The following is a 19,474-nucleotide window of genomic DNA, read 5'->3' as shown; positions in this document are numbered from 1 at the left end:
GAGGATTGGCCCTTTACCTGATGACACCATGTTACTATTGAGATAGACAATAACCAGAAAGGGGCAAATTACATGACTGAACTCAATAAAAAATTTACCGCAGAATCTTTAAAAAATTACGATGGTAAAAATGGTCGCCCAGCTTATATTGCAGTCGACGGGGTAGTATACGATGTTACTAATAATTCTCACTGGACCAACGGAGACCATCACGGCCTTACTGCAGGTCAAGCTTTAAGCAAAGATATCTTAAAATCTCCCCACGGCCATAGTGTACTTCACCGAATCAATAAAGTCGGAACTTACACTACGGATTAACATATTTATCATAAAAGCCCCAGATCAGTTAGATCTGGGGCTTTTATTTTTTAGGAATGATTAAAAATGATTTATATAATGGGTATACTAGTCTAAGCAAAAATATAGATTTTATAACAAAAATAACTTCGATTGATAATATAGTTTCAATTCTCATAAGTAATATTTATTCAAAAATAAATTAGCTATTTATCATAGTTATTTCAAGAGTGTAAGCGATCGCTATAAGTAAATAACAATTTTATAATAAGATTATAAAATGTGAAAAGATGAGGAAATAACTATGAATTTAAACCAACTTTACTATTTCAAAGAGTTAGCGAAAGAACGTCAATTTTCAAAAGCTGCAAAGAATTTATATATTTCTCAACCAAGTTTATCCAATTTCATCAAATCATTAGAAAAAGAATTAAATTGTCAGCTTATTAATCGTAATGGTGGACAAATCACATTAACAGAATATGGAAAAATATTTTACGAAGCTGCAATTACATCAATTAATTCTATTGAAAAATCCAAAATTGATATTGCTAACTATAAACGCAAAGAAGAAAATATTATAAAAATTGCTAGTATTCCTACTGCAATGAGCTCTTATTTGCCTCGCATTATTTCCGAATATAAACAAACCAATAAAATTCAACCCAAATTTTATTGTTACAGTGACTGCTCTAATAACATTTATCAAAATTTAGAAGAAGGAAAAATTGATATTGGGATTTGTTCTAAAAAAGTGACCACCTTAATCTAATATTTTTGCCCCTTTATAATGAAGAAATAATCGGCATTACTAGAAAGGATCATCCCTTAACCCAGTATCCACAGGTCTCATTAACTGACTTATTACCCTATCACTTAATAACTTATTTTTCTCAAACTTCAATTGGCAAAAAGATCACATCCACTTTCCTAAACTATAACTCCAACCTCTCTATTGCTGGAGAAGGAAATGACGAATTAAGTCTAGCAACCCAAGTATTAGCGAACGATGTAGTAGGAATTGTTGTCAACAACCATTTCTTGGATAGTTTTGATATTGCAAAAATCAAGATTAATCTTCCCAAAAATACTAGAACAGTTTTCCTCGCATACAATCCTAAAGTTAAGATGTCTCAAAGTATTCAACTTTTAATTAACCTTATGAACAAAAATAAGGCCTAGCAATTGCTAGGCCTATTTTTAATGCTTCAAGGCACTTGTATTCACATCAATTTTTTTATTTTCATTATTAGCAGTATCTGCCGCAATTCTACCAAAAGTAAAAATATCAGCTAAAGAATTACCACCTAATCTGTTTCCTGCATATAATCCCCCAGCTGCATAAAGTCCCTCAATAATTTTTCCATCTTTGTTTATTACATGGGCATGTGTATCAATCTTCAATCCACCCATAGTATGGTGAATCGCTGGTTTACGAGGAGTGGCATAAAACGGAGCAACTTCACATTTTAAATTAAATGCACTTTTACCAAAGTCAGGATCTTTACCTTGATCTACGTAAGAATTATATTTTTTAATGGTTTCTTGTGGAGTAGTCGGGGCCATTCCAATCTGCTTAGCCAACTCTTCTAAAGTATCTGCTTCAACCTGACTGTCAATTGACTCTTGAGTTGTATTATAGGCAGTTTCTTTAATTTTATCCTCTGCGATTTTTACCTTCATGGGCATATACGATGTGCCGTGTCCCTTTGCCTTTACATTATAAGTTCCTGATTTCATTTTTATATTTCCTTTCACTATCTACAAATTCATTCTATAAATAGCGAAAAAATAAGTGAAATACTATTATACTTAATAAGTAATAACATTTTTGCTATGAGGAGAAAATATGAATAATCCTGAAACTTTATTACATTATATTGATACTCTTTTAAGAACTAGTAATTTTACTCAAGCTGCTAAAGAGCTTTATAATTCTCAACCTTATCTTACTCAGTTAATTAAACGTATTGAGAAAAAATAGGAACTCAAATTCTTAATCGATCCCAACTTCCCTTTACTCTTACCGAAGCAGGGATGATTTACTACAACTATCTTGAAACTATTTCTTATAATGACCAGCAATTAGTCAGAAAACTAACGCGCTATACTTATCCAAATTCTAAATTGATTCGTATAGGAACTTTAGAAAGTTTTCTCCTCCCGAAACTTTTACCAGATTTTCTTAAAGAAAATCCTGAAGTTAGAATTCAATTATTTGAATCATTTCCCAGAATTAATGAAGAACGTTTATTAAATGAAAAAATTGATTGTTATATCGGTCAAAATCCAGAAACTATTACAAAAGGCGTAAAATTTTATATAAATGGTAATGAAAAATATTATGTAATCATTCCATCAACTTCCAAATATTTTAGCCCCAATCAAACTATTTTATCGCCATCAATGTATGATTTAAAAACTATTCTTAAATCGCCTCTAGCGTTAAGCGCCCCAGAATCTGCAGTTCGACATCAGGTAAACGGGCTTTTTCCAAAATTTCATGTCAAACCAAATATAATAGTGGAATCTAGTTGGTTTGACAATATCTTCGGCAAGCATTCTTAATAAAATTCACCATTCTTTACCCATCAATTTACTTCCAATTGATACTCAAATTTTACAATTACAATATTTTATTGCTATTAAGAAAAATCTCCCACTCTCACCTATAATGAAAAATTTGATTAATGTATTTAAAAATTTCTACAGAAATAAATTAAATGACTTACTCAACATAAAGATCTCAAAATTTATACAAATTTTCGAGGTCTTTATTTCTTATCATAGTTTCCTCCTCTATTTTTTAATTACAGAAATAAATATATTTTTCAACAATAAAAAAACTAGTTATAGTTCTCTAACATCAAGATTAGATAACTATAACTAGTTTCATAATGAGCACGGCAGTTGCCTACCCTCGCAGGCAGTTGCCCACCAACTACTCTCGGCGTTAAGAAGCTTAACTTCTGTGTTCGGCATGGGAACAGGTGTATCCTTCTTGCTATCGCCACCGCACTCTTTTTTGAGCTACTACGCTCAAAACTAAATACATTCCTCGCAAAAACCGTTTCGATTGCTTCGCTTTGGTCAAGTCCTCGACTGATTAGTACTGGTCCGCTCCAAGTATCACTACTCTTCCACTTCCAGCCTATCTACCTCATAGTCTCTGAGGTGTCTTACTGCTTACGCATGGGAAATCTCATCTTGAGGGGGGCTTCGCACTTAGATGCTTTCAGCGCTTATCCCTTCCGCACATAGCTACCCAGCGATGCCTTTGGCAAGACAACTGGTACACCAGCGGTGCGTCCATCCCGGTCCTCTCGTACTAAGGACAGCTCCTCTCAAATTTCCTGCGCCCACGACGGATAGGGACCGAACTGTCTCACGACGTTCTGAACCCAGCTCGCGTGCCGCTTTAATGGGCGAACAGCCCAACCCTTGGGACCGACTTCAGCCCCAGGATGCGACGAGCCGACATCGAGGTGCCAAACCTCCCCGTCGATGTGAACTCTTGGGGGAGATAAGCCTGTTATCCCCAGGGTAGCTTTTATCCGTTGAGTGATGGCCCTTCCATACGGTACCACCAGATCACTAAGCCCGACTTTCGTCCCTGCTCGAGATGTATCTCTCGCAGTCAAGCTCCCTTATACCTTTACACTCTGCGAATGATTTCCAACCATTCTGAGGGAACCTTTGGGCGCCTCCGTTACACTTTAGGAGGCGACCGCCCCAGTCAAACTGCCCACCTGACACTGTCCCTGGCCTGGCTTACAGGCCGAGGTTAGAGCATCCTTCAAACAAGGGTAGTATCCCAACATTGCCTCCGGTAAGACTAGCGTCCTACTTTCTCTGGCTCCTACCTATCCTGTACATGTTTAAAAGATACTCAATATCAAGCTACAGTGAAGCTCCATGGGGTCTTTCCGTCCTGTCGCGGGTAACCCGCATCTTCACGGGTATTATAATTTCACCGAGTCTCTCGTTGAGACAGTGCCCAAATCATTACACCTTTCGTGCAGGTCGGAACTTACCCGACAAGGAATTTCGCTACCTTAGGACCGTTATAGTTACGGCCGCCGTTTACTGGGGCTTCAATTCGAACCTTCGCTTACGCTAAGCTCTCCTCTTAACCTTCCAGCACCGGGCAGGTGTCAGCCCCTATACGTCGTCTTACGACTTTGCAGAGACCTGTGTTTTTGATAAACAGTTGTTTGGGCCTATTCACTGCGGCTGATCTTGCGATCAGCACCCCTTCTCCCGAAGTTACGGGGTCATTTTGCCGAGTTCCTTAACGAGAGTTCTCTCGCTCACCTTAGTGTTCTCCACTCGACTACCTGTGTCGGTTTGCGGTACGGGTACGTTCTCTCTGGCTAGAAGCTTTTCTTGGCAGTGTGACATCAGCACCTTCGCTACTTTAGTTCGCTCCTCGTCGCGCCTTGCCTTCATCAAGAGCAAGCATTTGACTCACTCTCTGGCTTGACGCTTAAACATGGCTTCCGGCGCCATGCGTGCTTAGCCTCCTGCGTCCCTCCTTCGCTCATAACGATTAAACGCAGTACAGGAATATCTACCTGTTGTCCATCGACTACGCCTCTCGGCCTCGTCTTAGGTCCCGACTTACCCTGGGCGGACGAGCCTGCCCCAGGAAACCTTAGTCTTTCGGCGGATAGGATTCTCACCTATCTTTCGCTACTCATACCGGCATTCTCACTTCTAAGCGCTCCATCAGTCCTCTCGATCTGACTTCGCCGCACTTAGAACGCTCTCCTACCACGTGCTCTTTAAAACACATCCACAGTTTCGGTACTATGCTTAGCCCCGGTAAATTTTCGGCGCAGCGCCACTCGACTAGTGAGCTATTACGCACTCTTTGAATGATGGCTGCTTCTGAGCCAACGTCCTAGTTGTCTACGCAACTCCACATCCTTTTCCACTTAGCATAGATTTGGGGACCTTAACTGGTGATCTGGGCTGTTTCCCTTTCGACTACGGATCTTATCACTCGCAGTCTGACTCCCGTGTATAGATATCTGGAATTCGTAGTTTATCTGGATTCAGTAACCCCTGACGGGCCCCTAGTCCAAACAGAGCTCTACCTCCATTATCCTCTACCACGAGGCTAGCCCTAAAGCTATTTCGGAGAGAACCAGCTATCTCCAAGTTCGTTTGGAATTTCACCGCTACCCACAGCTCATCCCCGCAATTTTTAACTTACGTGGGTTCGGTCCTCCAGCGCGTTTTACCACGCCTTCAACCTGGCCATGGGTAGGTCACTTGGTTTCGGGTCTACGTCATACAACTTTTCGCCCTATTCAGACTCGCTTTCGCTCCGGCTCCGTCTTTTCTGACTTAACCTCGCTATATAACGTAACTCGCCGGTTCATTCTACAAAAGGCACGCCATTACACTTGAATGTGCTCTGACTATTTGTAGGCACACGGTTTCAGGTTCTCTTTCACTCCCCTTCCGGGGTTCTTTTCACCTTTCCCTCACGGTACTGGTTCACTATCGGTCACTAGTTAGTATTTAGCCTTGCGAGATGGTCCTCGCAGATTCAACCGGGATTCCTCGTGTCCCGGCCTACTCAGGATTCTGCTAGCTGCTCTTGCAATTTCGCTTACGGGGCTCTCACCCTCTCTGGCTTACCTTCCCAGATAATTCTGCTATCGCTTAAGCTCACATGTCGCAGTCCTACAACCCCAGATGATAAATCATCTGGTTTGGGCTCTTTCCTCTTCGCTCGCCGCTACTAAGGAAATCGATCTTTCTTTCTCTTCCTGCAGCTACTTAGATGTTTCAGTTCACTGCGTCTTCCTTCATATATCTTAACAATACATGATAGTGCATCGCTGCACTGGGTTCCCCCATTCGGATATCTCCGGATCATAGCTTACTTACAGCTCCCCGAAGCTTTTCGTAGTTTGTCACGTCCTTCATCGGCTTCTAGTGCCTAGGCATTCACCGTGCGCCCTTTTCTACTTGACCTTACTCAAGTTCTTTTCTCTCTTCTCGGTCGCTCTACAATCTGTTCAATGATTGTCTCGGTTTTTGCTTGGTTTGTATTCAGTTTTCAACGTACTATCTCTTTTGAGGTATTACCCTCAAAACTAAACAAAGTTTCTTTAGTGTGCTTCCGTTTGCCGTTTGCGACTTCTTTTAGTATTTCTACTCTCCGTCACTTTGGCTTCCTTAGAAAGGAGGTGATCCAGCCGCAGGTTCTCCTACGGCTACCTTGTTACGACTTCACCCCAGTCATCTGCCCTGCCTTAGACGGCTCCTTCCACATAAGTGGTTAGGCCACCGGCTTCGGGCATTGCAGACTTCCATGGTGTGACGGGCGGTGTGTACAAGGCCCGGGAACGTATTCACCGCGGCGTGCTGATCCGCGATTACTAGCGATTCCAGCTTCGTGCAGTCGAGTTGCAGACTGCAGTCCGAACTGAGAACAGCTTTAAGAGATCCGCTTGCCTTCGCAGGCTCGCTTCTCGTTGTACTGCCCATTGTAGCACGTGTGTAGCCCAGGTCATAAGGGGCATGATGACTTGACGTCATCCCCACCTTCCTCCGGTTTGTCACCGGCAGTCTCATTAGAGTGCCCAACTTAATGCTGGCAACTAATAACAAGGGTTGCGCTCGTTGCGGGACTTAACCCAACATCTCACGACACGAGCTGACGACAGCCATGCACCACCTGTCTTAGCGTCCCCGAAGGGAACTCCTAATCTCTTAGGATGGCACTAGATGTCAAGACCTGGTAAGGTTCTTCGCGTTGCTTCGAATTAAACCACATGCTCCACCGCTTGTGCGGGCCCCCGTCAATTCCTTTGAGTTTCAACCTTGCGGTCGTACTCCCCAGGCGGAGTGCTTAATGCGTTAGCTGCAGCACTGAGAGGCGGAAACCTCCCAACACTTAGCACTCATCGTTTACGGCATGGACTACCAGGGTATCTAATCCTGTTCGCTACCCATGCTTTCGAGCCTCAGCGTCAGTTACAGACCAGAGAGCCGCCTTCGCCACTGGTGTTCTTCCATATATCTACGCATTCCACCGCTACACATGGAGTTCCACTCTCCTCTTCTGCACTCAAGAAACACAGTTTCCGATGCAATTCCTCGGTTAAGCCGGGGGCTTTCACATCAGACTTATCTTTCCGCCTGCGCTCGCTTTACGCCCAATAAATCCGGACAACGCTTGCCACCTACGTATTACCGCGGCTGCTGGCACGTAGTTAGCCGTGACTTTCTGGTTGATTACCGTCAAATAGGGGCCAGTTACTACCTCTATCCTTCTTCACCAACAACAGAGCTTTACGATCCGAAAACCTTCTTCACTCACGCGGCGTTGCTCCATCAGGCTTTCGCCCATTGTGGAAGATTCCCTACTGCTGCCTCCCGTAGGAGTTTGGGCCGTGTCTCAGTCCCAATGTGGCCGATCAGTCTCTCAACTCGGCTATGCATCGTCGCCTTGGTAAGCCGTTACCTTACCAACTAGCTAATGCACCGCGGGTCCATCCTTTAGCGACAGCTTACGCCGCCTTTTAAGCAATAGCCATGCAGCTATTGTTGTTATCCGGTATTAGCACCTGTTTCCAAGTGGTATCCCAGACTTTAGGGCAGGTTACCCACGTGTTACTCACCCATCCGCCGCTCGCGTTCCCAGCGTCATCACCGAAGTGAATCTGCTGGTTCAGCTCGCTCGACTTGCATGTATTAGGCACGCCGCCAGCGTTCGTCCTGAGCCAGGATCAAACTCTCATTTTTAAAAGTTTGAATGATTGCTCATTCCTTTTTTTAAGATCTTTGTCTCAAAATTTATTGCTTGCGAATTGACTTCGCTCTTTGTTTGGGTTTTTACACCCGCACACTTTAGCGAAACTTTGTTCAGTTTTCAAGGTACTACCTCTGCCTGATCTTTTGCATCAGACAGCTTTTATATTATATCAAATTCGTTTGTCCTTTGTCAAGGACTTTTTTGAATTTATTTTTTTGCCTTCAAGTTCTTAACTTGACGACAGTTAAATATATTACCAGAAGTTTTTCTCTCTTGCAAGCTTTTTTGAAATATTTTTTTATTTCTTTTTGCTTGCCTGCTTCTGTTTCGCTTTCTCTCAAAAGCGACTTTATTAATATACCTGATTTATTCTTTTTTGGCAAGTCTTTTTTTGAACTTTTTTAAATCAAAATTCCATCACAATGATCAATCTCATGTTGAATCACTTCTGCCGTAAAATCTGTGAACTCTTGGATCTTTTTATTAAAGCTTGTATCCTCGTATTCAACGCTGATTATTTTATAACGTTTAACTGGGCGAACTCCTGTCAATGATAGACATCCTTCTTCAGTGATATAACTTTCTTTTTTAGCTATAATTTTAGGATTCAACATTAACATAGGAAAAGGACCTACAAAGAAAGCAATAATTCTTTTGTTTTCACCAATCATATTTGCTGCTAATCCTGCAGCAATATTTTTATTTTCTATAAGAGTATCTTTTAGATCTTCCGCAATTTTTAAGTCTGCTTGCGATGCTTTTTGTGATTTAGTTCTTAAAATCATTACATCATGAATAATTGCTTGAGTAGTCATAAATATTCCTTTCTTACCATTGTTAACAAAAATTAATAAATTTGAATGCTTTAATTAACGAAAAAGTTTTATAATACAATTTAAAATACTTTTTTGAGGGGAGTACTCTAATTGAAAAGAAAATTACTTGCAGCCACTGCTGCGATAACACTCGGGCTTTCATCTTTCACACTGACTGCCCCTGTTAAGCCAGCGTATGCTGCAACTGCAGAACAAAAGACCCAAATGCGCAATTTCGTAAGAAGTACGCTTGGAAAACATAATGTACGTGGATCTGTAGTAGTAATAAAAGATGGGGAACCACAACAAATTAGTTATGGTTGGGGCTGGTACGGAAAGAAACTTGGAAATGGTAATTCTAAAGTTGTATATCCAACTTGTTCTCTCCAAAAAGTTATTACTGCTGCAATGATTATTCAATTAATTAACGAAACTAATCATACTAATCAGCAATTTTCTCAATATACAAAAATTTCTCGTTGGTATCCTAATTTAAAAAATGCTGATCAAATTTCAGTTGGAAATCTATTAACCCATACCTCTGGGATTACGGCTACTGATACTGAAATCGATCGTGGATATAACTATTCTGAAGAGAATTCCATTAACTGGATCGTAGATCATGTTAACTCTCGCGGAGAAGGTCAACCTGGAACTTATTTCTACAATAATACCAATTATATCCTATTGGCTGGAATTATTGCTAAGGTAACTAACCAATCTTACGAATCCAACTTCCAAACCCGAATTGTTAATAAGTTAGGTTTGCAACATACTTATCTTTATCAAAACATCCCAAAAGATAAGACCGACGCTATTTCTTATACTTATAGCAATGGTAAAAATTACCAAGACGCAGAATATGTAAAACGCTCTTTAGCTTCCCAGCTTCCGGGAGCAGCTAATATGTTCTCTACTCCCATGGATTACTACAAAATTTTAGTTGGCTTAAGCAATGGTCAGATTTTAGATCGTTCTGATTTTAACTATTTAACTCATTTAAAGAGTAAAGTAACTGAATATTCTGGCGGCGTTTACTTAAAGAATAACGACACATTGATGTCATCTTATGGAAACTTAGCTGGCACTCACTTTGGTAATTGGTTCCAAGTTACAACTGATATGAAAAATGGTTTAATTATGTTCTTAAACCAAACAGATAATAATGAAAACAATCAAAAAGATGTTGGGTATGAAATTTTGAATTATATTAAACCAAATACTTTCACGCAAAGATAAAAAAGCGCCATCCAGGCGCTTTTTTATTTAAATAATAAATCATACATCTCAACAGTTAATGGGGTTTTTAGAATTAAGTTCATCCCTACTGCTAATTTTTTCTTTGGCCCAATCTGCTCCTCTTTAACACTCTTGCGATCTATTATGGCTTCCCCTAAATAAAAGAAATCTTTTCCTTCGGCATCGCTTCTTTTGACAAAAATATGTAATTTCATATCTTTTTGCAAAAGTCGCTTTACCTCTGCAGAATCTAAATGGCGTGGCGTGCGAGTATACCATTTAAGGGTAGTACCGTTTTGCAACTCGTTATCGTACACATCACTACGTTTGTCTTCTTGACTCTTTTTATATGTAATAAAAATTGGAGTTTCCTCTTCTCCAACTCGATAACCATACATTGGAGCACTTACATCTAATGGCCAATTTAATAAACGACACACATCTTCTCGATCGTATTTTTGATAAAGAGTAAATTGCATATTCCAATTATATTTTTTGGCTAAAAGTAAACCTGTTTTAATCACATCTAAGAATAGCTTTTTGAACTGATTATTCTGAGCCAAACTTTCCTGCAAAGGTTCTGATAAATGATAGCCAAACAAATCCTTTTCTACTAATGGAAAACTACCATATTGTTCTTTTTTCGTCGTTTTGCCAGCTTTTACTTCAAAAAAGGCTAAATTCAAAAATCCTTCTACTGAGGAAAGCACCTGCGAATCAACATAGACATTATTTTTGCGTAAAGCTTGGACGTATTCTTCCTCTCCTACAACAGAATCCACCAACAAAGAAAGCAAAATCAGTTCATGAGGCCGTTTACCATTTAAAAGTTCTTTAGTCATAAAAGTCAAGACTTGATTTTCATACATAGATAAATGGATATCTTCATGATTTTTTTGTAAAAAGATACCATAGTTACCTAGCAATTTATTTTTAACAAATACTTCTGGTGAAACGGTATGATACTTATAAAAATCTTCCAAATAAGGGATGCGACCAATTTTCTGTTTCAAATCTTTATAAGATTGCTTGAGATGCATTAAACTATCTAATTTTACTTTATCTAAAGATTGTAAGATCTTATCAGACGCAATTTGAGTAAAGTTAATCGTTGAAAGATCAATTAATTGAGGAAGGAGCGTTTCTTGTTTAAGCTGATCTTTATCAAGGCTATCATCTGAATTAAGAGCAATGGGAATTAGGTAATTATTTTTGTAATTTCCAATAAAATCAATCACCGTTACATAATCTTTACCAGGATATTTACGCAAACCTCGGCCAAGTTGTTGAATAAAGACAATGCTAGATTGAGTATTTCTGAGCATCACAATTTGATTTAGGGATGGAATATCTACCCCTTCATTAAAAAGGTCTACCGTTATTATGTATTCAATCTTGCCATTTTCTAAATCTGAAATAGCCTGAGTTCGAATTTCTTCCTTATCTTCATTGGTTAAACTAACAGCAGAATGACCTTTTCGATTAAATTCTGCCGCAATTTCTCTAGCTTCTTCTTGGCGACTACAAAAAACTAACCCACGAAGCTTACTACCACAGTAGCCGTAATAGTCTAATTCTTTTAAGATATGGTCCACTCTTTTTTCAGCGGTAAGATAGCGCAAACTGCTTGTTTCATCAATCAATCCCTCTTCAGTTTCATAATCTTCTACACCTACATAATGAAATGGCGTCAGCATTTTTTCTTCCAGTGCATCCCGCAAGCGAATTTCATAGGCTAAATTATAATCAAAAATTTGATATACATCTTGTGCGTCCATCCGTTCAGGAGTTGCTGTCATCCCTAATAAAAATTGGGGTTCAAAATAGTTCATGATTTTTCGATAACTTTTTGCTGCAACTCGGTGAGCTTCATCAATCAAAATATAGTTGAATTCTTCTTTATTTAATTCCTTAAGAATATGGTCTTGACTTAAAGTTTGGATAGTCGCAAAAAGATACTTTTTATTTAAATCATGATGATTTCCCGATAAAATTCCATAATCCGATGGAGAGCCCCCAATTACTTTTTTAAAACTGGCTAATGCTTTTTTAGCAATTTGTTGTCGATGAACTACATATAAAAATCGTCGCGGTTTAAAATTCTTAACCGCAAAAGCTCCTAGATAGGTTTTCCCAGTCCCCGTGGCAGAAACTACAAGCGCTCTTTTTTCTTTTTCCGCAACTAAATTATTCAATTCTTTCAAGGCAGCCTTTTGCATTTTATTGGGAGTAATATTTTTACGACGAGATATAGACCTATTCTCAGGTTTTACCCAGTTTTGTCGATATTCTTTTAGCCAATTATTAGTAAAAAGAAAACTTTCCTCTTCTAATTTGGCTATTTTTGTCCTTACTTGATCAAACAAGGCACCATTTTTACTCGGCGTAACTTTAAGCATCAATTCATCATTTTGCAAAAGAGCCGACCGAGTAAAATTGGCACTTCCGACTAAGATGCTTTCATAATTAGAATATTTAAAGTAATAGCCCTTCGCATGAAAAGGACCATCTTTAATTTTCAACTTTAAATTAGGAATTTTATTCAGCTCTTCAAAAACTTTGGGTGAATTAAAACCTAAATAAGTCCCCGTAATAATTTCCCCAGAGATATTTTTCTTAGCCAAATCTGCCATGACTGCTTTAAATGGAATCAGCATGTTTTCACTGATAAAGGCAACTGTCCACACAAAAGATTCACAAGCTAACAATTCCCTTCTTAAATTAAGCCACAGCTTATTATTTTGATCATTTTCCAATAATTGAGGATTTAAAAATTCATGTCCTTGATATTTTTGATCATAAAGACCATTTAAAATTGCATTTTTTAGAGTTTCACTCATTATTATCACCTCACAAAAAATAGAAGCCCAAATTTTGAGCTTCTATTTTACCATTACCAACGCCATTTTCCTTTGTAGCGGTATAAAATTAATGGAATAATTGAAACAATTGCACACATTCCAATCAGTAAAAAGACATAAGCATGCTTTAGATTCCCTGGTGTTTCCACAGCCGGAATAAATGTCACAAAGAATGCCACTACTGTAATTACCATTGCCACTAGAGCAATAATAATACTTAAAACCTTGCTCTTAGTCATGTAGTACGTACGATGAAGATTTTCATGCTTAGCTTTTAATACAATATAAGCTGTCAACATAATCATGTAAACCATCAAATATTGAGCTGTAGTGGCCGCCAGTGACACATTAAAGGCGAAATCAGCATTTGCGCCACTCGTAAAAGTAATCAAGACTGCAGAAACAGTCACAATTAATGATTGTGCTACCATTAATCGCAGTGGAACACCGCGATCTGTTGCCTTAGCAAAATACTTTGGCATATAGCCTTGTTTAGCAGCTTCATACATTCCTTGGTTAGGTCCCGCAAGCCAATTGCCAAGTTCTCCGATGATTCCGCAGGCAAGCAGTACTCCTACTACTTTTTGCAATGCACCACCAGGAAGACCAATTGAATTCAAGAGTTTACCGTAAGTATAAACAAAGCCGGTACTATTTTGGATTTCATTCTTTGGGACAGTCATTCCGATTGCCATACTACCTAATAAATCAAAGCAAATAGCTGTCGCAGCCAAGCCCAACATTACACGTGAGTAGGATTTCACATTTTCTAAATTCTTAACATGTGGCGCTGAAGCTTCGCCCCCGCAAAATGCTAACATAAATGGAACAAAAGCTACCAAAGTATTTTCATTTAAATAATGTGGAATAACAGTGTTCCAATTAATGGTCATATGAAGTGGATTACCTTGAAACACGTAAATAAAGAATGAAATAATCAAAGAAATTACTGGAAGAGCAATTCCTAAAATAAATAGCCATTCCGCAATTCGACCAATTTTTCTAATCCCAATTACTTGAATTGCCGTAGTTCCCCATAGAATTACCATCATTAAAGTAAATCTCAACATTGGATTAGTATTAAACTCGGGGGTATTTAAAGTGATCGATAAAGCCCCAATGATTACATACATCATCGTATCCATACCAACAGTAATGTGAATCCATTGATAGCACATCGCCGTCCAGCCAGTTTTTTCACCTAAAGATCCTTTAACCCAAGTAAAAATACCACCTTTTTCCCAACCATCAACTGAGGCCATTTCCCCAGCCATCTGTGTAATGGGAATAAACCAGGCAATTCCTGCAATTAACAAATAAAATAAGGCTGTTGGGCCAGTTTTTCCAAAGGGCGCAAGTTCATTGACGGAAATAACCATTGAACTGGTCATCGCAAACAACTTAAAAGCTGTCAAACGATTATATTTCAAGTCTTGCTCAAGCGCCCAATCCTGTTCCTCTGCTACTTCTTCCAAGAGCATATCCTCCCCTAAAAAATCTTCAATTATTATACACTTTAGACCAATTTAAAAAAAGCATTCATTAAGAATGCTTTTTATTATCAAATTATAAGTCAATCTCTAATAAGATCGGGCAATGATCAGCGCGTTCTCCAGTGTCAATCATTTCAGACCGCTTTATTTTATCGGCAATTCGATTGCTCGTTAACCAATAATCAATTCTCCAACCAGAATTATTAGATTTTGCGGTTCTCACACGTTGGGCCCACCAAGAATAAACGCCAGTGACATTACCATTCACTTTTCTAAAGGAATCAGTGAAACCTGCATTTAATAATTTAGTAAAGCCTGCTCGTTCTTCATCAGTAAAACCTGCAGAATGATGATTATTTTCGGGATGCTTCAAGTCAATTTCAGTATGAGCACAATTGTAATCTCCACTAGCAATCACAGGTTTCTTACTATCTAATCCTTTCAAGTATTCAACGTACTTTTCATCCCAAACTTGTCGCTCACTTAGACGCTTTAAGCCATTGCCAGAATTTGGTGTATAAACCTGCGTAATATAATAATTTGGAAATTCTAAAGTAATGATTCTGCCTTCTTCATCCATAGGTTCTGGCGCACCAATTTTAGGAAAAGCAGCCCTTGGATGATAATCTTTTTTATAAAGATACATCACACCCGCATAACTTTTCCGAGCTGGTTCTTCTGAAGAACGCCAAACATATTCATATTCAGGAAACATTTGCGCTAAAATTTCTTGATGTTTTTTAGTAGGACCACTTGCTCGTAATTTAGTTTCTTGAAGAGCAATTACATCTGGATTTTGTTCTACAATCGTATTTAAAACTTTTCGTGTTTCTTGAGCTCGATTAGAATCACTCGTTAAAGCTGCATTTAAAGAATCAATGTTCCATGATATTAAAAGCATAATTTTTCCTCCCTTTTTCTAAATTATACTAAAAAAGCTAGACTAGATGGATTTATCTAGCCTAGCTTCTATTTAAAAGGGAGTTGTGTTGAATGAGAATAACGAGAATTTATTTTACATTAGTGTTCTCTTCTAATGTTGCAGGTCTTTTTTATTAAAGATACGATTAAAACTAGGATGATTGAGCCAACCGTACCTGATACAACCAGTTGACCTGCAAAGTTTGGATCTAAAAATTTAAGTAATGCTTCACCAAGTAGTGCACCAATTATACCGATTAATGTGGAGATAACTATATATAAGTTACTTTTACTAGCAATCACACCGGCGAATAATCCAATGCAAATTCCAATTATTAAAATCCAAGTCCATTGAAGCATTAACATAATTTTTTAGTCCTTCCAAAAAAATTAAGTAATAAGGAATTAAGAAGATTTTGCAATCTTATTTAAATGTAATAGGCAGTACCTCCTTTAGCTCTTATGCTTAACATTTCTGCTATGGTTATAATATTACCAGCAAGGTGACACTATGTCATTATTTATAATCTTTCTTAAGAAAATGTTTACATTTTCACTAATCTGCACATTTTTAAATAAAATTAATTGGAATCCGCTTTAAATACGAATAAATTTTCAAAAAAGTTGTACTTTTTTCACAAAATCCTATTTTTTATGTTTTGTCTTTTCAACTCAAGTGTATAATAAGACTCGGTCATATTATTATTTTTACGGAGGTTGGATTTATGACAAAGATTTTTGCTTACGCTATTCGTAAGGATGAAGAACCTTTCTTAAACGAATGGAAAGATGCTCATAAAGATATTGAAGTTGAATATACTGATAAGCTTTTGACTCCTGAAACTGCAAAACTTGCTAAGGGTGCTGATGGTGTTGTTGTTTACCAACAATTAGACTACACTCCAGAAACTCTTCAAGCTTTAGCAGACGCTGGCGTAACTAAGATGTCATTACGTAACGTTGGTGTTGACAACATTGATATGGACAAGGCTAAGGAACTTGGCTTTGAAATTACTAATGTTCCTGTATACTCACCAGATGCCATTGCTGAACATGCAGCAATCCAAGCAGCTCGTGTATTACGTCAAGACAAGCGCATGGATGAAAAGATGGCTAAGCGCGACTTACGTTGGGCTCCAACTATTGGTCGTGAAGTTCGTGACCAAGTTGTTGGTGTTGTAGGTACTGGTCACATTGGTCAAGTATTTATGCGTATTATGGAAGGTTTCGGCGCAAAAGTTATTGCTTACGATATCTTCAAGAACCCAGAACTTGAAAAGAAGGGTTACTACGTTGACTCACTTGATGACTTATACAAGCAAGCTGATGTAATTTCACTTCACGTTCCTGATGTTCCAGCTAATGTTCACATGATCAACGACGATTCAATCGCCAAGATGAAAGACGGTGTAGTTATCGTAAACTGCTCACGTGGTCCACTTGTTGACACTGATGCTGTAATCCGTGGTTTGGACTCAGGTAAGATCTTTGGCTTCGTAATGGATACTTACGAAGGTGAAGTTGGTGTATTTAACGAAGACTGGAAAGGTAAAGAATTCCCAGATGATCGTTTAGCTGACTTAATTGATCGTCCAAACGTATTGGTAACTCCACACACTGCTTTCTACACTACTCATGCCGTACGTAACATGGTAACTAAAGCATTTGACAACAACTTGAAGATGATTAACGGTGAAAAGCCAGATTCTCCAGTTGCTTTGGACAAGAACAAGTTTTAATTAAAAAACTGAATAATTAAAAACCATATTTCGATGAAATTACCGAAATATGGTTTTTTCTTTGCAAAAATCTGCATTAATTGAACCAAGTCATTGAAGATAAAGCTAGATCAACATCAAAGTTTGGCTTACTTAATTCTTCAAAAAAGCTCAACCCTTCCTTTGATATCTTACCTTGTAAAACTAATTTATTGAGGGCATCTCTCAATTGTTTTTGAACTTTAGGTTCATATTCACCCTTATCAAGTTCTACAATTGCTTGATTAACTAAATCTTGCTCTGCTTCATTTTTTAAAGTTACTTTTTCCAGAATTTCTTTCAGAGACTGCTTTAGTTTCATCTTTTTGTCCTCCTGTTTTCTTTTGAATTTTTTGCCCCCCCATTTTAGCATATTTTTAGCCAAATTATTTACCATTTATAAGTATATGGATATTGAGCATGACTTGGCACTTCATACCACACAACCGTGTGACCGGCGCCATGAGAACAAAAAACAGAATTAGGTGTATTTTCTAAGTCCGACATTGGATCATAATTAAACTTTTCAATGATTTCATCTTTATTATGGCACGGATAATAACCAACAAAAACCGTCTGCAAACGTCCTTGGCCATGAGTATAATTTCTGACATTTTCACTATAGGATATCATTTCAGAAACAGGTGCTCTACCTTTAATAATGGTAGAAGTTGCCAAATTTTCTGGTGCATCAAACTTGCCACTCATTTTTTGAATATCGTTAAGTGCGCGCCCTACTTGATCTTGAGGAATTTCTAGTTCAAATTCATACCAAGGTTCCAGAAGCTGGACTGCATTCTTGGATTTTAATTCCATTAATCCTTGGCGCACTCCACGAGAAGTAGCCTCTCTAAAATCTCCCCCAACCGTATGAACATTACTTCCGCGTCCTCCAATGAGCGTAACCTTCATATCCGTGATCGGCGACCCTGTCAAAACCCCAAGATGAGTTTTAGATTCCAAGGCTGTCATAATTTGTTCTTGCCAATTTTTGCTCAGAACTTCTAAATCACATTTATTTTCAAAGACCAATCCACTATTAGGAGCACCAGGTTCAAGTAAAAAGTGAACTTCTGAGTAGTGACGCAAAGGTTCAAAGTGGCCGACAGCTTCGATTTTATTAGTGATAGTTTCTTTATAGAGAATATTACCTTCTACAAAATCAACATCTAAATTGAATCTTTCTTTCATGATCTGCTTCAAAATCTCACGTTGAACTTCACCCATAATTTCCACATGAATTTCCTGGAGTTCTTCAACCCAATCCACATGCAAAAGTGGATCTTCATCCTCTAATTGTCGCAAAGCATTTAAGCATTCAAAAATATCAACATCAGTTTCGACTTTATAAACCAAAACCGGCTTTAAACTATCATCAATTAAATCTTGAAGACCAATTCCTTGACCAGGGTAAGTTTTAGTCAAACCAACTAGAGCACAAATTTGACCAGGATTCATTTCATTAACGAGGTCATATTTTTCGCCATTATAAGATCTAATCTGATTGATTTTTTCACCGTTAATTTCTTCTTTTGGTTTTAAATTTCCTCCCAAAAGCTTCATCCAGGTTAAACGCTCGCCTTTTTGATCGTGAGTAATTTTATGAACTCGCCCCTGAAGTTGATTCTCATACTGCGGCTCAATACTCCATTTTTCCAAGCCTTGTAAAAGATCGTCAATTCCATCTAGCTTAAGAGCAGAACCAAAATAAACTGGAAAAATCTTTCTTTGAGCTACTAACTTTGGAATATCTTCTTCAATACTTTCGCCGTTTAAATACTTATCCAGCAAATTTTCATCGGTTGTTGCAACATTTTCATAAAACTTATCGCCCTTTTCCATAAAATCGATGCAATTTGCGTCTAAGTTCTCTTGTAAATCCTTCAAAATTGACGTTTTAGCTACCTCGTGAATATCCATCTTATTCACAAAAATGAAAGCTGGAATCTGATATTTTTTAAGTAAATTCCAAAGTTGCTTGGTATATCCAGTCACGCCGTCGAGTGCAGAAACGACTAAAATCGCATAGTCTAACACACTCAAAGCTTCGATTGTTTGACTTGCAAAATCAATATGGCCCGGTGTATCAAGCAAAGTTATCTCAAAATTGGGGCTTGAAATCTTTGCATTATGAGAAAAAATCGTAATTCCGCGCTTCTTTTCGAGTTCATCTGGATCTAAAAAGGCATCCCCATTATCTACTCGACCTAATTTGCACAAATTACCGGTTTTATACATCAAACTCTCCGACAAAGTCGTCTTGCCCGCATCAACATGCGCCACAATTCCTAATGTTATGTGCTTCAATTTCTGCACT

The 19,474-nt window shown here is 38.2% G+C and carries 12 protein-coding genes, 3 rRNA genes and 2 pseudogenes; 6 read left to right on the top strand and 11 right to left on the bottom strand.

Features of this window, described 5'->3' with window-relative positions; translation table 11 throughout:
- The first annotated feature begins 72 nt into the window (after positions 1-72).
- The 3 genes from KBW87_RS00315 to KBW87_RS00305 all read left to right on the top strand — a co-directional run bounded on the left by KBW87_RS00315 (position 73) and on the right by KBW87_RS00305 (position 1,479).
- The gene (locus KBW87_RS00315; RefSeq protein WP_057809787.1) at positions 73-318 is read left to right on the top strand and encodes a cytochrome b5 domain-containing protein; all 246 of its coding nucleotides are present in this window, start codon (positions 73-75) and stop codon (positions 316-318) included.
- Positions 319-601: 283 nt separating this feature from the next.
- Positions 602-1,069, top strand: coding sequence for a LysR family transcriptional regulator (locus tag KBW87_RS00310; protein ID WP_057809785.1), 468 nt, complete (start codon positions 602-604; stop codon positions 1,067-1,069).
- Between the two features lie 5 nt (positions 1,070-1,074).
- Entirely contained in the window at positions 1,075-1,479 is a 405-nt protein-coding gene (locus KBW87_RS00305; protein WP_057809783.1) for a LysR family transcriptional regulator substrate-binding protein, read from the top strand.
- 18 nt (positions 1,480-1,497) lie between these two features.
- Here the strand turns inward: KBW87_RS00305 and KBW87_RS00300 are convergent.
- Positions 1,498-1,968, bottom strand: a pseudogene (locus KBW87_RS00300) (FAD-binding protein); the annotation flags it as partial.
- Positions 1,969-2,146: 178 nt separating this feature from the next.
- Between KBW87_RS00300 and KBW87_RS00295 the strand changes: the two are divergent.
- Positions 2,147-2,998: pseudogene (locus tag KBW87_RS00295) on the top strand (LysR family transcriptional regulator); the annotation flags it as partial.
- A gap of 200 nt (positions 2,999-3,198) precedes the next feature.
- Here the strand turns inward: KBW87_RS00295 and rrf are convergent.
- The 4 genes from rrf to KBW87_RS00275 all read right to left on the bottom strand — a co-directional run bounded on the left by rrf (position 3,199) and on the right by KBW87_RS00275 (position 8,886).
- Positions 3,199-3,315 (bottom strand): 5S ribosomal RNA (rrf, locus tag KBW87_RS00290).
- A 68-nt stretch (positions 3,316-3,383) separates the two neighbouring features.
- Positions 3,384-6,285, bottom strand: a 23S ribosomal RNA gene (locus tag KBW87_RS00285).
- Between the two features lie 208 nt (positions 6,286-6,493).
- Positions 6,494-8,061: ribosomal RNA gene (locus KBW87_RS00280) — 16S ribosomal RNA — on the bottom strand.
- The 16S, 23S and 5S rRNA genes sit together here, the layout of an rRNA operon.
- Positions 8,062-8,472: 411 nt before the next feature.
- Positions 8,473-8,886, bottom strand: a complete 414-nt coding sequence (locus tag KBW87_RS00275; protein WP_057809607.1) for a peptide deformylase — start codon at positions 8,884-8,886, stop codon at positions 8,473-8,475.
- 225 nt (positions 8,887-9,111) lie between these two features.
- Here KBW87_RS00275 and KBW87_RS00270 point away from each other — a divergent pair, with 225 nt between their 5' ends.
- Positions 9,112-10,125, top strand: coding sequence for a serine hydrolase domain-containing protein (locus KBW87_RS00270; protein ID WP_201779827.1), 1,014 nt, complete (start codon positions 9,112-9,114; stop codon positions 10,123-10,125).
- 23 nt (positions 10,126-10,148) lie between these two features.
- Here KBW87_RS00270 and KBW87_RS00265 read toward each other — a convergent pair whose 3' ends face one another.
- The 4 genes from KBW87_RS00265 to KBW87_RS00250 form a co-directional block, all read right to left on the bottom strand.
- The gene (locus KBW87_RS00265) at positions 10,149-12,965 is read right to left on the bottom strand and encodes a DUF3427 domain-containing protein (protein ID WP_057809611.1); all 2,817 of its coding nucleotides are present in this window, start codon (positions 12,963-12,965) and stop codon (positions 10,149-10,151) included.
- Positions 12,966-13,018: 53 nt separating this feature from the next.
- Positions 13,019-14,461, bottom strand: coding sequence for an amino acid permease (locus KBW87_RS00260; protein WP_478334617.1), 1,443 nt, complete (start codon positions 14,459-14,461; stop codon positions 13,019-13,021).
- Between the two features lie 91 nt (positions 14,462-14,552).
- Complete coding sequence (locus KBW87_RS00255) at positions 14,553-15,380, bottom strand: exodeoxyribonuclease III (protein WP_057809616.1); 828 nt, start codon at positions 15,378-15,380, stop codon at positions 14,553-14,555.
- A 119-nt stretch (positions 15,381-15,499) separates the two neighbouring features.
- The gene (locus KBW87_RS00250) at positions 15,500-15,766 is read right to left on the bottom strand and encodes a GlsB/YeaQ/YmgE family stress response membrane protein (RefSeq protein WP_057809618.1); all 267 of its coding nucleotides are present in this window, start codon (positions 15,764-15,766) and stop codon (positions 15,500-15,502) included.
- A 359-nt stretch (positions 15,767-16,125) separates the two neighbouring features.
- On the opposite strand from KBW87_RS00250, the gene KBW87_RS00245 reads away from it, so the two are divergent.
- Complete coding sequence (locus tag KBW87_RS00245) at positions 16,126-17,139, top strand: D-2-hydroxyacid dehydrogenase (RefSeq protein WP_057809620.1); 1,014 nt, start codon at positions 16,126-16,128, stop codon at positions 17,137-17,139.
- A gap of 76 nt (positions 17,140-17,215) precedes the next feature.
- Here the strand turns inward: KBW87_RS00245 and KBW87_RS00240 are convergent, their stop codons facing one another.
- Both KBW87_RS00240 and KBW87_RS00235 read right to left on the bottom strand, forming a co-directional pair.
- On the bottom strand, positions 17,216-17,479 hold the full coding sequence (locus KBW87_RS00240) for a hypothetical protein (protein WP_255807101.1): 264 nt from the start codon (positions 17,477-17,479) through the stop codon (positions 17,216-17,218).
- A gap of 68 nt (positions 17,480-17,547) precedes the next feature.
- On the bottom strand, positions 17,548-19,464 hold the full coding sequence (locus KBW87_RS00235; RefSeq protein ID WP_057809621.1) for an elongation factor G: 1,917 nt from the start codon (positions 19,462-19,464) through the stop codon (positions 17,548-17,550).
- Positions 19,465-19,474: the final 10 nt, after the last annotated feature.

Origin of the sequence: Lactobacillus intestinalis, from assembly GCF_024397795.1 — a bacterium.
Taxonomy (GTDB): Bacteria; Bacillota; Bacilli; order Lactobacillales; family Lactobacillaceae; genus Lactobacillus; species Lactobacillus intestinalis.
Note: the sequence above shows the minus strand (reverse complement) of the source record. Positions and strands in the feature narration are given on the sequence as shown.

Excerpts from the sequence above, each read along its gene's own strand:
- KBW87_RS00315 (WP_057809787.1), top strand. The coding sequence starts at position 73 with ATGACTGAACTCAATAAAAAATTTACCGCAGAATCTTTAAAAAATTAC.
- KBW87_RS00275 (WP_057809607.1), bottom strand. The coding sequence starts at position 8,886 with ATGACTACTCAAGCAATTATTCATGATGTAATGATTTTAAGAACTAAA.
- KBW87_RS00265 (WP_057809611.1), bottom strand. The coding sequence starts at position 12,965 with ATGAGTGAAACTCTAAAAAATGCAATTTTAAATGGTCTTTATGATCAA.
- KBW87_RS00250 (WP_057809618.1), bottom strand. The coding sequence starts at position 15,766 with ATGTTAATGCTTCAATGGACTTGGATTTTAATAATTGGAATTTGCATT.
- KBW87_RS00245 (WP_057809620.1), top strand. The coding sequence starts at position 16,126 with ATGACAAAGATTTTTGCTTACGCTATTCGTAAGGATGAAGAACCTTTC.
- KBW87_RS00240 (WP_255807101.1), bottom strand. The coding sequence starts at position 17,479 with ATGAAACTAAAGCAGTCTCTGAAAGAAATTCTGGAAAAAGTAACTTTA.
- KBW87_RS00310 (WP_057809785.1), top strand. The coding sequence starts at position 602 with ATGAATTTAAACCAACTTTACTATTTCAAAGAGTTAGCGAAAGAACGT.
- KBW87_RS00270 (WP_201779827.1), top strand. The coding sequence starts at position 9,112 with ATGCGCAATTTCGTAAGAAGTACGCTTGGAAAACATAATGTACGTGGA.
- KBW87_RS00255 (WP_057809616.1), bottom strand. The coding sequence starts at position 15,380 with ATGCTTTTAATATCATGGAACATTGATTCTTTAAATGCAGCTTTAACG.